Origin of the sequence: Pseudomonas sp. FBF18 (genome assembly GCF_024261405.1) — a bacterium.
GTDB lineage: Bacteria > Pseudomonadota > Gammaproteobacteria > Pseudomonadales > Pseudomonadaceae > Aquipseudomonas > Aquipseudomonas palmensis.
In genome coordinates, this window is the sequence record NZ_QKRS01000030.1 from 1 (window position 1) to 15782 (window position 15782).

12 protein-coding genes and 1 tRNA gene are annotated in these 15782 nt (G+C 57.7%); all 13 read left to right on the plus strand.

The window, feature by feature from the left end; genetic code table 11:
• Positions 1-84: 84 nt before the first annotated feature.
• Positions 85-160, plus strand: a tRNA-Trp gene (locus DN387_RS25740).
• Between the two features lie 45 nt (positions 161-205).
• Entirely contained in the window at positions 206-574 is a 369-nt protein-coding gene (gene secE / locus DN387_RS25745) for a preprotein translocase subunit SecE (RefSeq protein WP_043861940.1), read from the plus strand.
• 9 nt (positions 575-583) lie between these two features.
• Positions 584-1117: a transcription termination/antitermination protein NusG gene (gene nusG, locus DN387_RS25750; protein ID WP_043861939.1), complete on the plus strand. Its 534-nt coding sequence runs from the start codon at positions 584-586 to the stop codon at positions 1115-1117.
• Positions 1118-1236: 119 nt separating this feature from the next.
• On the plus strand, positions 1237-1668 hold the full coding sequence (gene rplK, locus DN387_RS25755) for a 50S ribosomal protein L11 (protein WP_028944937.1): 432 nt from the start codon (positions 1237-1239) through the stop codon (positions 1666-1668).
• Positions 1668-2363 (plus strand): 50S ribosomal protein L1, encoded by a 696-nt coding sequence (gene rplA / locus DN387_RS25760; protein WP_043861938.1) that lies wholly within the window; start codon positions 1668-1670, stop codon positions 2361-2363. Before rplK ends, rplA begins: the two co-directional genes overlap by 1 nt.
• Before the next feature lie 200 nt (positions 2364-2563).
• Complete coding sequence (gene rplJ / locus DN387_RS25765; RefSeq protein WP_043861937.1) at positions 2564-3064, plus strand: 50S ribosomal protein L10; 501 nt, start codon at positions 2564-2566, stop codon at positions 3062-3064.
• A 78-nt stretch (positions 3065-3142) separates the two neighbouring features.
• Positions 3143-3508, plus strand: a complete 366-nt coding sequence (gene rplL, locus DN387_RS25770; RefSeq protein WP_054916699.1) for a 50S ribosomal protein L7/L12 — start codon at positions 3143-3145, stop codon at positions 3506-3508.
• Between the two features lie 220 nt (positions 3509-3728).
• On the plus strand, positions 3729-7802 hold the full coding sequence (gene rpoB, locus DN387_RS25775; RefSeq protein ID WP_043861935.1) for a DNA-directed RNA polymerase subunit beta: 4074 nt from the start codon (positions 3729-3731) through the stop codon (positions 7800-7802).
• Between the two features lie 64 nt (positions 7803-7866).
• The gene (gene rpoC, locus DN387_RS25780; protein ID WP_054916698.1) at positions 7867-12066 is read left to right on the plus strand and encodes a DNA-directed RNA polymerase subunit beta'; all 4200 of its coding nucleotides are present in this window, start codon (positions 7867-7869) and stop codon (positions 12064-12066) included.
• Positions 12067-12269: 203 nt separating this feature from the next.
• The gene (rpsL, locus tag DN387_RS25785; protein WP_003186084.1) at positions 12270-12641 is read left to right on the plus strand and encodes a 30S ribosomal protein S12; all 372 of its coding nucleotides are present in this window, start codon (positions 12270-12272) and stop codon (positions 12639-12641) included.
• 120 nt (positions 12642-12761) lie between these two features.
• Positions 12762-13232 carry a 30S ribosomal protein S7 gene (gene rpsG / locus DN387_RS25790; protein WP_008089143.1) on the plus strand — a complete coding sequence of 157 codons (471 nt, stop codon included), beginning with the start codon at positions 12762-12764 and terminating at the stop codon, positions 13230-13232.
• 30 nt (positions 13233-13262) lie between these two features.
• Positions 13263-15410: an elongation factor G gene (fusA, locus tag DN387_RS25795; protein ID WP_043861933.1), complete on the plus strand. Its 2148-nt coding sequence runs from the start codon at positions 13263-13265 to the stop codon at positions 15408-15410.
• Positions 15411-15440: 30 nt separating this feature from the next.
• A partial coding sequence (locus DN387_RS25800) for a GTP-binding protein (RefSeq protein ID WP_254506407.1) occupies positions 15441-15782 on the plus strand: 342 nt, incomplete at its 3' end.

Here is a 15782-nt window from a genome sequence, read left to right on the forward strand (position 1 = left end):
TGCGGGTGTAGTGGCAAAGGTTATTGAATAAGTAGTTGATTTCTCTCGATCAGGCCGGCATAATGGTCGGCCTGATAAGCTTTTAGGTCAGTAGCTCAATTGGCAGAGCGACGGTCTCCAAAACCGTAGGTTGGGGGTTCGATTCCCTCCTGACCTGCCAGATTCACCTTGTGTGTCTGGCTTTCTTTTCACAGGATCCTCCTAGATGACTCCCAAGTCTGAAGCCCAAGACTCTCGTTTTGATCTGCTCAAGTGGCTGGCTGTTGTCGCTTTGGTGGTGGTAGGCGTGGTCGGAAATCAATATTACTCCGCTTCGCCGATTCTGTATCGCGTTATTGCACTCCTTGCTCTTGCTGCTGTTGCTGGCTTTGTTGCCTTGCAGACTGCAAAGGGCAGGTCGTTCTTTGCGCTGGCAAAGGAAGCTCGCACCGAGATTCGTAAAGTCGTATGGCCAACCCGCCAAGAGACCATGCAGACCACCCTTATTGTGGTGGCTGTTGTCCTGGTCATGGCGCTGCTGTTGTGGGGGCTCGATTCCCTGCTCGGCTGGTTGATTTCCTTGATTGTTGGCTAAGGGTGTCCTGTGGCTAAGCGTTGGTATGTTGTGCATGCTTACTCGGGTTACGAGAAGCATGTGATGCGCTCGCTCATCGAGCGCGTAAAGCTGGCTGGCATGGAAGATGGCTTCGGCGAGATTCTGGTCCCCACTGAAGAAGTGGTTGAAATGCGCAATGGCCAGAAGCGCAAAAGCGAGCGTAAGTTCTTCCCGGGCTACGTGCTGGTTCAGATGGACATGAACGAAGGGACTTGGCACTTGGTCAAGGACACCCCTCGTGTCATGGGCTTCATTGGTGGTACCGCAGACAAGCCTGCACCCATCACCGATAAAGAAGCCGAGGCCATTCTGCGTCGCGTTGCCGATGGCAGCGACAAGCCGAAGCCGAAAACGCTGTTCGAGCCAGGTGAAGTGGTTCGTGTTGTAGACGGTCCGTTTGCTGATTTCAACGGCACGGTCGAAGAGGTTAACTACGAGAAGAGCCGGCTCCAGGTAGCGGTGCTCATCTTCGGTCGCTCTACTCCGGTGGAGCTTGAGTTCAGCCAGGTCGAAAAGGTCTAGCAGAACGACGCATCCCATACCCCGCAGCCCTATGTGCTGCGGGGTTTTGTCGTCACTGGGATAAAACGCAAGTAATCCGGGGAGCCTTCTGGCGCTTGTACCCGATATTGGAGTAGCTCATGGCTAAGAAGATTCAGGCTTACATCAAGCTGCAAGTAAAGGCCGGCCAGGCCAACCCAAGTCCACCCGTCGGCCCAGCACTGGGTCAACACGGTGTGAACATCATGGAATTCTGCAAGGCCTTCAACGCCCGTACCCAGGGTCAAGAAGCCGGCCTGCCGACTCCTGTGATCATCACTGTATACAGTGACCGTAGCTTCACTTTCGAAACCAAAAGCACCCCTGCTTCGGTTCTGCTGAAGAAAGCAGCTGGCCTGACCAGCGGTTCTGCGCGTCCGAACACCGTCAAAGTCGGTACTGTGACCCGTGCTCAGCTGGAAGAGATCGCAAAAACCAAAAATGCTGATCTGACCGCTGCTGACATGGAAGCGGCCGTGCGTACCATCGCCGGTTCCGCTCGCAGCATGGGCCTCAACGTGGAGGGTGTGTAATGGCTAAGCTGACCAAGCGCCAAAAGGCTATCGCTTCGAAAATCGAAGCGGGCAAAGTCTACAACTTCGAAGAAGCAGCAGTGCTGCTGGCCGAACTGTCTACCGTGAAGTTCAGCGAGTCCTTCGACGTAGCCGTTAACCTGGGCGTTGACCCACGTAAATCCGACCAGGTCGTTCGTAGCGCTACCGTGCTGCCACACGGCACTGGCAAGACCGTACGTGTTGCCGTGTTCACCCAGGGTCCAGCTGCCGAGGCCGCTCTGGCTGCCGGCGCTGACCGTGTAGGCATGGACGATCTGGCTGCCGAAATGAAAGGCGGCGACCTGAACTATGACGTCGTTATTGCCTCCCCGGACGCAATGCGTGTTGTAGGTCAGCTGGGTCAGGTTCTGGGTCCTCGTGGCCTGATGCCTAACCCTAAAGTTGGCACCGTAACTCCAGACGTAGCCACCGCGGTCAAAAACGCCAAGGCTGGTCAGGTTCGCTACCGTACCGACAAAAACGGCATCATCCACACTTCCGTTGGCAAGATCGGCTTTGAAGCCGTCAAGCTGAAGGAAAACGTTGAAGCCCTGATCGCTGATCTGAAGCGTATCAAGCCAGCTTCCTCGAAAGGTATCTACGTCAAGCGCGTTACCCTGAGCACCACCATGGGCCCAGGTCTGGTAATCGATCAAGGTTCCCTGAACGCGTAAGACCGCGATGGGCGCGAGCAATTGCGCCCGTCAGCAAAAATTGGGGTCCCTGCCTGGCGGGGGCTATCCAAGACCGTAGGCGGCGCAAGCCTTAAACCTCAAGCCTACGCAGATGGTGCCCCTGATTCCTTACCGAGTCAGACACCAAAACGACATTCGGCTTCGGCTGGATGAAACGGTAACAAGCAGGAGTTTTACCCGTGGCAATTAAACTCGAAGACAAGAAGGCCATCGTCGCTGAAGTCAACGAGGCTGCCAAAGTCGCTCTGTCCGCTGTCGTGGCTGATGCCCGTGGTGTGACTGTAGGCGCAATGACCGGACTCCGTAAAGAGGCTCGTGAAGCTGGCGTTTACGTACGTGTTGTACGTAACACCCTGCTCAAGCGCGCTGTTGCCGACACTGAATTCAGTGTCCTCAACGACGTGTTCACCGGCCCTACCCTGATCGCGTTTTCCAACGAACACCCGGGCGCTGCTGCTCGTCTGTTCGCTGAGTTCGCCAAGGGTCAGAGCAAGTTCGAGATCAAGGCAGCTGCGTTCGACGGCAAGTTCCTTGCCGCAAACCAGATCGACGTGTTGGCTTCCCTGCCGACCCGCGACGAGGCCATTGCGAAGCTGATGAGCGTGATCCAAGGCGCGACCAGCAAGCTGGCTCGTACTCTGGCAGCCGTTCGCGACCAGAAAGAAGCTGCTGCTGCCTAAGGCACCGCAAGCCCTTTCGAAATCATACGTTTAATTTGATGGCTGCGTAGGCTGTCACCCCAATACAGGATTTAAGTCATGTCTCTGACTAACGAGCAAATCATCGAAGCAATCGGCCAGAAAACCGTTCTGGAAGTTGTTGAGCTGATCAAAGCAATGGAAGAAACCTTCGGCGTTACCGCTGCTGTTGCCGCTGCTGGCCCAGCTGCTGCCGCTGCCGTTGTTGAAGAACAAACCGAGTTCAACGTTGTTCTGGTTGAAGCCGGCGAGAAGAAAGTCAACGTGATCAAGGCCGTTCGTGAACTGACCGGCCTGGGCCTGAAAGAAGCCAAAGAGAAAGTTGACACCGCTCCTCAGGTCGTTGCTGAAGGCGTTTCGAAAGAAGCTGCTGAAGACGCCAAGAAGAAGCTGGAAGAAGCAGGCGCTAAAGTCGAAGTTAAGTAACTCTCGACTGTGCGTCTCCAGCCCGAGCGACAAGCGAAAGGCTGATGGCTGGTGGCTTTTGCCACCGGCCTTTTTCCGTTATTGGCAGCCGATCAGGTCGGCGCCGATGACGAGCGGTAACCACCGATGACGGTGGCGCAAACCATGGGGTTTGCACGATTTTCTGGCTGCTCCCGTCGGGAGAAGCCAAACAAGCAGGTGACCAAGCTGGGGAACGCTGATGGCTTACTCATACACTGAGAAAAAACGTATCCGCAAGGACTTTAGCAAGTTGCCGGACGTCATGGATGTGCCTTACCTCCTGGCCATCCAGCTGGATTCGTATCGTGAATTCTTGCAGGCGGGAGCGACTAAAGATCAGTTCCGCGACGTGGGCCTGCATGCGGCCTTCAAATCGGTTTTCCCGATCATCAGCTACTCCGGCAATGCTGCCCTGGAGTACGTTGGCTATCGTCTGGGCGAACCGGCCTTTGATGTCAAAGAATGCGTACTGCGCGGGGTAACCTACGCGGTACCGCTGCGCGTGAAAGTCCGCCTGATCATTTTCGACAAAGAATCGTCGAACAAAGCGATCAAGGACATCAAAGAGCAAGAAGTCTACATGGGTGAAATCCCCCTGATGACTGAAAACGGTACCTTCGTAATCAACGGTACCGAGCGTGTTATCGTTTCCCAGCTGCACCGCTCGCCAGGCGTGTTCTTCGACCACGACCGTGGCAAGACGCACAGCTCGGGCAAGCTGCTGTACTCGGCGCGGATCATTCCTTACCGCGGCTCGTGGCTGGACTTCGAATTCGATCCGAAAGACTGTGTATTCGTCCGTATCGACCGTCGTCGCAAGCTGCCGGCTTCCGTACTGCTGCGCGCGCTGGGCTACACCACCGAAGAAGTGCTGAACGCGTTCTACACCACCAACGTATTCCACGTGGCGGGCGAAAAGCTCAGCCTGGAACTGGTGCCACAGCGCCTGCGTGGTGAAATCGCGGTCATGGACATCCATGACGACAGCGGCAAGGTGATTGTCGAGCAGGGTCGTCGTATTACCGCTCGCCACATCAACCAGCTGGAAAAGGCTGGTGTCAAATCCCTGGACGTGCCGCTGGAATACGTTCTGGGCCGCACCACCGCCAAGGCGATCGTGCACCCGGCTACCGGTGAAATCCTGGCCGAATGCAACACCGAGCTGACCACCGAAGCACTGGTGAAGATCGCCAAGGCTCAGGTCGTTCGCATCGAGACCCTGTACACCAACGACATCGACTGCGGTCCGTTCATCTCGGATACCCTGAAGATCGACTCCACCAGCAACCAACTGGAAGCGCTGGTCGAGATCTATCGCATGATGCGTCCTGGCGAGCCGCCAACCAAGGATGCCGCAGAGACCCTGTTCAACAACCTGTTCTTCAGCGCCGAGCGTTACGACCTGTCGGCCGTTGGTCGCATGAAGTTCAACCGTCGTATCGGTCGTACCGAGATCGAAGGTTCGGGCGTGCTGAGCAAGGAAGATATCGTCGAGGTCCTCAAGACCCTGGTCGACATCCGTAACGGCAAAGGCATCGTCGACGACATCGACCACCTGGGTAACCGTCGCGTGCGCTGTGTCGGCGAAATGGCCGAGAACCAGTTCCGCGTTGGCCTGGTGCGTGTAGAGCGCGCGGTCAAAGAACGTCTGTCGATGGCTGAAAGCGAAGGCCTGATGCCGCAAGACCTGATCAACGCCAAGCCGGTAGCGGCGGCGGTGAAGGAGTTCTTCGGTTCGAGCCAGCTGTCCCAGTTCATGGACCAGAACAACCCGCTGTCCGAGATCACCCACAAGCGTCGTGTCTCGGCACTCGGCCCTGGTGGTCTGACCCGTGAGCGCGCAGGCTTCGAAGTCCGTGACGTACACCCGACCCACTACGGCCGTGTGTGCCCGATCGAGACCCCTGAAGGTCCGAACATCGGTCTGATCAACTCCCTGGCGGCCTATGCCCGCACCAACCAGTACGGCTTCCTCGAGAGCCCGTACCGCGTGGTGAAAGAGGGTGTGGTTACCGACGACATCGTGTTCCTGTCGGCGATCGAAGAAGCTGATCACGTCATCGCACAGGCTTCGGCCACGATGGATGCGAAGAAGCAGCTGATCGACGAGCTGGTAGCGGTCCGTCACCTGAACGAATTCACCGTCAAGGCGCCGGAAGACGTCACCCTGATGGACGTCTCGCCAAAGCAGGTAGTTTCTGTTGCCGCGTCGCTGATTCCGTTCCTCGAGCACGACGACGCCAACCGTGCGTTGATGGGTTCGAACATGCAGCGTCAGGCTGTACCGACTCTGCGTGCCGACAAGCCGCTGGTAGGTACCGGCATGGAGCGCAACGTTGCGCGTGACTCCGGCGTTTGCGTCGTAGCTCGTCGTGGTGGTGTGATCGATTCCGTCGACGCCAGCCGTATCGTGGTGCGTGTTGCAGATGACGAAGTTGAAACCGGCGAAGCTGGTGTCGACATCTACAACCTGACCAAGTACACCCGCTCGAACCAGAACACCTGCATCAACCAGCGTCCGCTGGTGAGCAAGGGTGATGTGGTTCAGCGTAGCGACATCATGGCCGACGGCCCGTCCACCGACATGGGTGAGCTGGCTCTGGGTCAGAACATGCGCATCGCGTTCATGGCGTGGAACGGCTTCAACTTCGAAGACTCCATCTGCCTGTCCGAGCGTGTGGTTCAGGAAGATCGCTTCACCACGATCCACATCCAGGAACTGACCTGTGTGGCCCGTGACACCAAGCTTGGCCCAGAGGAAATCACCGCGGACATCCCGAACGTGGGTGAGGCTGCGCTGAACAAGCTGGACGAAGCCGGTATCGTCTACGTGGGTGCTGAGGTCGGCGCTGGCGACATTCTGGTCGGCAAGGTCACCCCAAAAGGCGAGACCCAGCTGACGCCAGAAGAAAAACTGCTGCGTGCGATCTTCGGCGAGAAGGCCAGCGACGTCAAAGACACCTCCCTGCGTGTGCCGACCGGCACCAAGGGTACTGTCATCGACGTACAGGTCTTCACTCGCGATGGCGTCGAGCGCGACAGCCGTGCGCTGTCCATCGAGAAGATGCAGCTGGACGAGATCCGCAAGGACCTGAACGAAGAGTTCCGCATCGTTGAAGGCGCAACCTTCGAACGTCTGCGCAGCGCCCTGAACGGTCAGGTCGTCGAAGGTGGTGCTGGCCTGAAGAAAGGTTCGGTCATCTCCAACGAAGTGCTGGACGGTCTGGAGCACGGCCAGTGGTTCAAACTGCGCATGGCCGAAGACGCGCTGAACGAGCAACTCGAGAAGGCCCAGGCCTACATCGTTGATCGTCGCCGTCTGCTGGACGACAAGTTCGAAGACAAGAAGCGCAAGCTGCAGCAGGGCGATGACCTGGCACCGGGCGTACTGAAGATCGTCAAGGTCTACCTGGCAATCCGTCGTCGCATCCAGCCGGGCGACAAGATGGCCGGTCGTCACGGTAACAAGGGTGTGGTCTCCGTGATCATGCCGGTCGAAGACATGCCGCACGACGCCAACGGTACGCCGGTGGACGTGGTACTCAACCCGTTGGGTGTACCTTCGCGTATGAACGTCGGTCAGATCCTCGAAACCCACCTCGGCCTGGCGGCCAAGGGCCTGGGCGAGAAGATCAACCGCATGCTCGAAGAGCAGCGCAAGGTCATCGAGCTGCGCAAGTTCCTCACCGAGATCTACAACGAGATCGGTGGTCGTCAGGAAAGCCTGGAAGACTTCTCCGACCAGGAAATCCTCGACCTGGCGAAGAACCTCAAAGGCGGTGTGCCAATGGCCACTCCAGTCTTCGACGGTGCCAAGGAAAGCGAAATCAAGGCCATGCTGAAACTGGCAGACATGCCGGAAAGCGGTCAGATGCAGCTGTTCGACGGTCGTACCGGCAACAAGTTCGAGCGTCCAGTGACCGTTGGTTACATGTACATGCTCAAGCTGAACCACTTGGTGGACGACAAGATGCACGCGCGTTCCACTGGTTCTTACAGCCTGGTTACCCAGCAGCCGCTGGGTGGTAAGGCGCAGTTCGGTGGTCAGCGTTTCGGGGAGATGGAAGTGTGGGCGCTGGAAGCATACGGCGCGGCATACACCCTGCAAGAAATGCTCACAGTGAAGTCGGACGATGTGAACGGTCGGACCAAGATGTACAAGAACATCGTGGACGGCGATCACCGTATGGAGCCGGGCATGCCCGAGTCCTTCAACGTGTTGATCAAAGAGATTCGTTCGCTCGGTATCGATATCGATCTGGAAACCGAATAACACGTGACGCGAATCGGGAGCGCGGCTGAAAAGCCCGCTCCCTGCTCCGCCAGGAGGAAAGGCCTTGAAAGACCTACTGAATTTGCTGAAAAACCAGGGTCAAGTCGAAGAGTTCGACGCCATCCGTATCGGATTGGCCTCGCCTGAGATGATCCGTTCGTGGTCGTTCGGTGAAGTAAAAAAGCCGGAAACCATCAACTACCGTACGTTCAAGCCTGAGCGTGACGGCCTGTTCTGCGCCAAGATCTTTGGCCCAGTCAAGGACTACGAGTGCCTGTGCGGCAAGTACAAGCGCCTGAAGCACCGTGGCGTGATCTGCGAGAAGTGCGGTGTTGAAGTCGCGCTGGCAAAAGTTCGTCGTGAGCGCATGGCGCACATCGAGCTGGCCTCGCCTGTTGCCCACATCTGGTTCCTGAAGTCGCTGCCGTCGCGTATCGGCCTGCTGATGGACATGACCCTGCGTGATATCGAGCGCGTTCTCTATTTCGAGAGCTATGTCGTCATCGACCCGGGCATGACCACCCTGGAAAAAGGTCAGCTGCTGAACGACGAGCAGTACTTCGAAGCGCTAGAAGAGTTCGGCGATGACTTCGACGCCCGCATGGGTGCCGAGGCCGTCCGCGAACTGCTGCACGCTATCGACCTGGAGCACGAGATTGGCCGCCTGCGCGAAGAGATTCCGCAGACCAACTCGGAAACCAAGATCAAGAAGCTGTCCAAGCGACTGAAGCTGATGGAGGCCTTCCAGGGCTCGGGCAACCTGCCTGAGTGGATGGTCCTGACCGTTCTGCCGGTTCTGCCGCCAGACCTGCGTCCACTGGTTCCGCTGGATGGCGGTCGTTTCGCGACCTCCGACCTGAACGACCTGTACCGTCGGGTGATCAACCGTAACAACCGTCTGAAGCGCCTGCTCGACCTGTCTGCGCCTGACATCATCGTGCGCAACGAAAAGCGCATGCTGCAGGAAGCGGTCGACGCACTGCTCGACAACGGCCGTCGCGGCCGCGCCATCACCGGCTCGAACAAGCGTCCTCTGAAATCCCTGGCCGACATGATCAAGGGTAAGCAAGGTCGTTTCCGTCAGAACCTGCTCGGTAAGCGCGTTGACTACTCGGGTCGTTCGGTAATTACCGTAGGTCCGACCCTGCGTCTGCACCAGTGCGGTCTGCCGAAGAAAATGGCCCTCGAGCTGTTCAAGCCGTTCATTTTCGGCAAGCTGGAAATGCGTGGTCTGGCGACCACCATCAAGGCTGCCAAGAAGATGGTCGAGCGCGAGTTGCCAGAGGTGTGGGACGTTCTTGCCGAAGTGATTCGCGAACACCCCGTACTGCTCAACCGTGCACCGACCCTTCACCGTCTGGGTATCCAGGCGTTCGAGCCGGTACTGATCGAAGGCAAGGCCATCCAGCTGCACCCGCTGGTCTGTGCCGCGTACAACGCCGACTTCGACGGTGACCAGATGGCCGTGCACGTGCCGCTGACGCTGGAAGCCCAGCTCGAAGCGCGCGCGCTGATGATGTCGACCAACAACATCCTGTCGCCAGCCAACGGTGAGCCGATCATCGTTCCTTCGCAGGACGTTGTACTGGGTCTGTACTACATGACCCGCGAAGCCATCAATGCCAAGGGCGAAGGTCGCGTATTCGCCGACCTGCAGGAAGTCGACCGCGTATTCCGCGCCGGCGAAGCGGCCCTGCACGCCAAGATCAAGGTTCGTATCAACGAAACCGTGAACGATCGTGATGGCGGCAGCGTCAAGAACACCCGCATCGTCGACACCACTGTCGGCCGTGCACTGCTGTTCCAGGTTGTACCGCCAGGTCTGTCGTACGACGTGGTCAACCAGCCGATGAAGAAAAAGGCGATCTCCAAGCTGATCAACCAGTGCTACCGCGTGGTTGGTCTGAAAGAGACCGTCATCTTCGCTGACCAGCTGATGTACACCGGTTTTGCCTACTCGACCATCTCCGGCGTTTCCATCGGTGTTAACGACTTCGTTATCCCGGATGAAAAAGCCCGCATCATCGGTGCTGCCACCGACGAAGTGAAAGAGATCGAGAGCCAGTACGCCTCCGGCCTGGTAACCCAGGGCGAGAAGTACAACAAGGTCATCGACCTGTGGTCCAAGGCGAACGACGAAGTGTCCAAGGCGATGATGGCCAACCTCTCGAAAGAGAAGGTCATCGACCGCGAAGGCAACGAAGTCGAGCAGGAGTCCTTCAACTCGATGTACATGATGGCTGACTCCGGTGCCCGGGGTTCGGCAGCTCAGATTCGTCAGTTGGCCGGTATGCGTGGTCTGATGGCCAAGCCGGACGGCTCGATCATCGAGACGCCGATCACCGCGAACTTCCGCGAAGGTCTGAGCGTACTGCAGTACTTCATCTCGACTCACGGTGCGCGTAAGGGTCTTGCGGATACCGCGTTGAAAACCGCGAACTCCGGTTACCTGACCCGTCGTCTGGTAGACGTGGCGCAGGATCTGGTGGTTACCGAGATCGACTGTGGCACCGAGCAGGGTCTGGTCATGACCCCGCACATCGAAGGCGGCGACGTTGTAGAGCCGCTGGGTGAGCGCGTACTGGGTCGTGTAATCGCCCGTGACGTGTTCAAGCCTGGCACCGACGACGTCATCGTTCCGGCCGGTACCCTGGTCGACGAGAAGTGGGTCGAGTTCATCGAGCTGAACAGCATCGACGAAGTGATCGTGCGTTCGCCGATCAGCTGCGAAACCCGCTACGGCATCTGCGCCAAGTGCTACGGTCGCGACCTGGCTCGCGGTCACCAGGTGAACATCGGTGAAGCTGTCGGCGTTATCGCTGCACAGTCGATCGGTGAGCCGGGTACCCAGCTGACCATGCGTACGTTCCACATCGGTGGTGCTGCAAGCCGTACCTCGGCTGCCGACAGCGTCCAGGTGAAGAACGGCGGTATGGTTCGTCTGCACAACCTCAAGCAGGTTGAGCGTGCCGACGGCAACCTGGTTGCCGTATCGCGTTCCGGCGAGTTGGCGATTGCCGACGAGTTCGGTCGTGAGCGCGAGCGTTACAAGCTGCCTTACGGCGCCGTGATTTCGGTGAAGGAAGGCGACAAGGTCGACGCTGGCGCCATCGTCGCCAAGTGGGACCCGCACACCCACCCGATCGTTACCGAAATGAAAGGTACCGTGACCTTCGTGGGCATGGAAGAAGGCATCACGATCAAGCGTCAGACTGACGAATTGACCGGCCTGACCAACATCGAGGTTCTGGACGTCAAAGACCGTCCGGCTGCAGGCAAGGAAATCCGTCCTGCAATCAAGATGGTCGACGCCAGCGGCAAGGATCTGCTGTTGCCAGGTACCGACGTACCGGCTCAGTACTTCCTGCCAGCCAACGCCCTGGTCGGTGTGGCTGACGGTGCACAGATCGGTGTTGGTGACGTTATCGCGCGTATCCCGCAAGAAACGTCCAAGACCCGTGACATCACCGGTGGTCTGCCGCGCGTTGCCGACCTGTTCGAAGCGCGCCGTCCGAAAGAAGCCTCGATTCTGGCTGAAGTCAGCGGTACCATCGCCTTCGGTAAAGAGACCAAGGGCAAGCGCCGTCTGGTCATCACCCCGAACGATGGCAGCGATCCGTACGAAGAGCTGATTCCGAAGTGGCGTCACCTGAACGTCTTCGAAGGCGAACAAGTGAACCGCGGCGAAGTCATCTCGGACGGTCCTAGCGATCCGCACGACATCCTGCGTCTGCTGGGTGTTAGCGCGCTGGCCAAGTACATCGTCAACGAGATCCAGGACGTTTACCGTCTGCAAGGCGTGAAGATCAACGACAAGCACATCGAGACCATCCTGCGTCAGATGCTGCGTAAGGTCGAGATTGCCGAGTCGGGTGACTCCAGCTTCATCAAGGGCGACCAGATGGAACTGACCCAGGTACTGGTAGAGAACGAGCGCCTTGGCGCGGAAGACAAGTTTGTCTCCAAGTTCACTCGTGTACTGCTGGGTATCACCAAGGCCTCGCTGTCCACCGAATCGTTCATCTCGGCGGCTTCCTTCCAGGAAACCACCCGCGTACTGACCGAAGCGGCGGTAACCGGCAAGCGCGACTACCTGCGCGGCCTGAAAGAAAACGTGGTCGTGGGTCGTCTGATCCCGGCCGGTACCGGTCTGGCCTACCACAGCGAGCGCAAGCGTCGCCGTGATGCCGACAAGCCGTTGCGTGTTAGCGCCAGTGAAGTGGAAGCTGCACTGACCGAAGCGCTGAACTCCAGCGGCAACTAAAGCGTAGGGCCCTGGCGGCCCTCACCCGATCTTCGCGACATAATCTGTTGCGAAGGGGAGGGTGGGGGATGTCGGGGCCTTGCCTTGACGAGGGGCAAGATCCTCTTTAGACTCTTGTACCCCTAAATTTGGTGGGACTTCGTCCTGCCATTTTGCTTTTCTTGCAAGACAATAGCGTCGCAAGACAACAGTGGAGCTAGTAGATGGCAACTATCAACCAGCTGGTACGTCAGCCGCGTAAGCGTATCGTCGAGAAATCCGACGTTCCTGCGCTGCAGAACTGCCCGCAACGTCGTGGCGTGTGCACCCGTGTGTACACCACCACGCCGAAAAAACCTAACTCGGCACTGCGTAAAGTATGCCGTGTGCGTCTGACCAACGGTTTCGAGGTTTCCTCGTACATCGGTGGTGAAGGCCACAACCTGCAAGAGCACAGCGTGGTACTGATCCGCGGCGGTCGTGTAAAAGACTTGCCAGGTGTTCGTTACCACACCGTTCGCGGCTCCCTGGATACCTCCGGCGTCAAAGGTCGTAACCAAGGTCGTTCGAAGTACGGTACCAAGCGTCCGAAGTAATCGGCCGTTTGCAGCAATTTGCAGTTATCAATTTTATTGAGTCGATAAGAGTAAGGTCGGGCACGCAACCTCTGGGTTCCCTGTCCCGAGCTAACCTGAAGACCGTTTGAGGGCTTATCAATGCCAAGACGTCGTGTAGCAGCCAAGCGTGAGATTCTGGACGATCCAAAATACGGATCGCAGATTCTCGCCAAGTTCATGAACCACGTGATGGAAAGCGGCAAGAAGGCCGTTGCCGAGCGTATCGTTTACGGTGCGCTGGACAAGGTCAAAGAACGCAAGAACAGCGATCCCCTGGAAATCTTCGAGAAAGCTCTCGACGCCATCGCTCCGCTGGTCGAAGTGAAGTCGCGCCGTGTTGGCGGTGCTACTTACCAGGTTCCGGTCGAAGTTCGTCCGTCCCGTCGTAACGCCCTGGCAATGCGCTGGTTGGTAGACTACGCGCGCAAGCGCGGCGAGAAGTCTATGGCCCTGCGCCTGGCCGGCGAATTGCTGGATGCTGCTGAAGGCAAAGGTGCTGCAGTCAAGAAGCGTGAAGACGTACACCGTATGGCCGAAGCCAACAAAGCGTTCTCGCACTACCGCTTCTAATTCAGGCATCACTATTTTTGCGAGGGCTCTATGGCTCGTACTACACCAATCAACCGCTACCGTAACATTGGTATTTGCGCGCACGTTGACGCGGGCAAGACCACTACTACCGAGCGGATCCTGTTCTACACAGGCCTGAGCCACAAACTGGGCGAGGTGCATGATGGCGCCGCGACCACCGACTGGATGGTGCAGGAGCAGGAGCGGGGTATCACCATTACCTCCGCTGCTGTCACTACCTTCTGGAAAGGCTCCAAGGGTCAGTATGACAACTACCGCGTAAACGTCATCGATACCCCCGGCCACGTTGACTTCACCATTGAAGTTGAGCGTTCGCTGCGTGTACTCGACGGCGCTGTCGTTGTGTTCTGCGGTACTTCCGGCGTTGAGCCACAGTCCGAAACCGTATGGCGTCAAGCCAACAAGTACGGCGTTCCACGTGTTGTATACGTGAACAAGATGGACCGTGCCGGTGCCAACTTCCTGCGCGTCGTAGGTCAGATCAAGAACCGTCTGGGTCACACCCCGGTTCCTGTTCAGCTGGCCATCGGTTCGGAAGAGAACTTCCAGGGTCAGGTCGATCTGATCAAGATGAAGGCTATCTACTGGAACGAAGACGACAAAGGCACCACCTATCGCGAGGAAGAAATTCCTGCCGATATGCTGGAGCTGGCTCAAGAGTGGCGCTCCAACATGGTTGAAGCGGCTGCCGAGTCCAGCGAAGAGCTGATGAACAAGTACCTGGAAGGCGAAGAGCTGACCGTCGAAGAAATCAAGGCCGGTCTGCGCGCGCGTACCCTGGCCAGCGAGATCGTTCCGGCTGTCTGCGGTTCGTCGTTCAAGAACAAGGGCGTTCCCCTGGTTCTCGACGCCGTTATCGACTTCCTGCCTGCTCCTACCGAGATTCCTGCGATCAAGGGTATCCACCCTGACCTGATCGAGAAGCCAAAGGAAGAGCTGGTCGACGCCGACTACGACGAGCGTCATGCCGACGACAACGAGCCGTTCTCGGCTCTGGCGTTCAAGATTGCCACCGACCCGTTCGTTGGTACTCTGACTTTTGTCCGTGTTTACTCGGGTATGCTGCAGTCCGGCGACTCCGTGATCAACTCGGTCAAGGGCAAGAAAGAGCGCGTTGGTCGTATGGTGCAGATGCACGCCAACCAGCGTGAAGAAATCAAGGAAGTACTGGCCGGCGACATCGCTGCTCTGATCGGCATGAAGGACGTCACCACTGGTGACACCCTGTGCAACGCCGACAAGCCGATCATCCTCGAGCGTATGGACTTCCCTGAGCCTGTGATTTCGGTAGCTGTCGAGCCGAAAACCAAGCAGGACCAGGAAAAGATGGGTATCGCACTGGGCAAGCTGGCTCAGGAAGACCCGTCGTTCCGCGTCAAGACCGACGAAGAAACCGGCCAGACCATCATCTCGGGTATGGGCGAGCTTCACCTGGACATCCTCGTTGACCGCATGAAGCGCGAATTCAACGTCGAAGCCAACATCGGTAAGCCGCAGGTTTCCTATCGCGAGCAGATCACCAAAGACAACGTCGAAATCGAAGGCAAGTTCGTTCGTCAGTCCGGTGGTCGCGGTCAGTTCGGTCACTGCTGGATCCGCTTCTCGCAGCCAGACGTGGACGCACACGGCAACATCACCGAAGGCCTGGTTTTCACCAACGAGGTTGTGGGTGGTGTGGTTCCGAAGGAATACATCCCGGCGATCCAGAAGGGTATCGAAGAGCAGATGAAGAACGGCATCGTTGCCGGCTATCCGCTGATCGGCCTGAAGGCAACCGTGTTTGATGGTTCCTACCACGACGTCGACTCTAACGAGATGGCGTTCAAGGTGGCGGCCTCCATGGCGACCAAGCAACTCGCAGCCAAAGGCGGCGGTAAGGTGCTTGAGCCGATCATGAAGGTAGAAGTTGTGACCCCTGAGGACTACATGGGTGACGTGATGGGTGACCTGAACCGTCGTCGTGGTCTGATCCAGGGTATGGAAGATTCGGTGTCCGGCAAGGTTGTCCGTGCTGAAGTTCCGCTCGGAGAGATGTTCGGTTATGCGACCGACGTTCGTTCCATGTCCCAGGGTCGCGCGAGCTACTCCATGGAATTCTCCAAATACGCTGAGGCTCCGTCGAACATCGTCGAAGCGCTCGTTAAAAAACAAGGCTGATTCAGTCCTTTAGGCTAGGAGTTAATTGTCGTGGCTAAAGAAAAATTTGATCGTTCCCTTCCGCACGTCAACGTTGGCACCATCGGTCACGTTGACCACGGTAAAACCACTCTGACCGCAGCTCTGACTCGCGTCTGCTCCGAAGTTTTCGGTTCCGCAGTCGTTGAATTCGACAAGATCGACAGCGCTCCAGAAGAGAAAGCTCGCGGTATCACCATCAACACCGCTCACGTTGAGTACAACTCGACCATTCGTCACTACGCTCACGTCGACTGCCCAGGTCACGCTGACTACGTGAAGAACATGATCACCGGTGCTGCCCAGATGGACGGCGCGATCCTGGTTTGCTCGGCCGCCGATGGTCCGATGCCA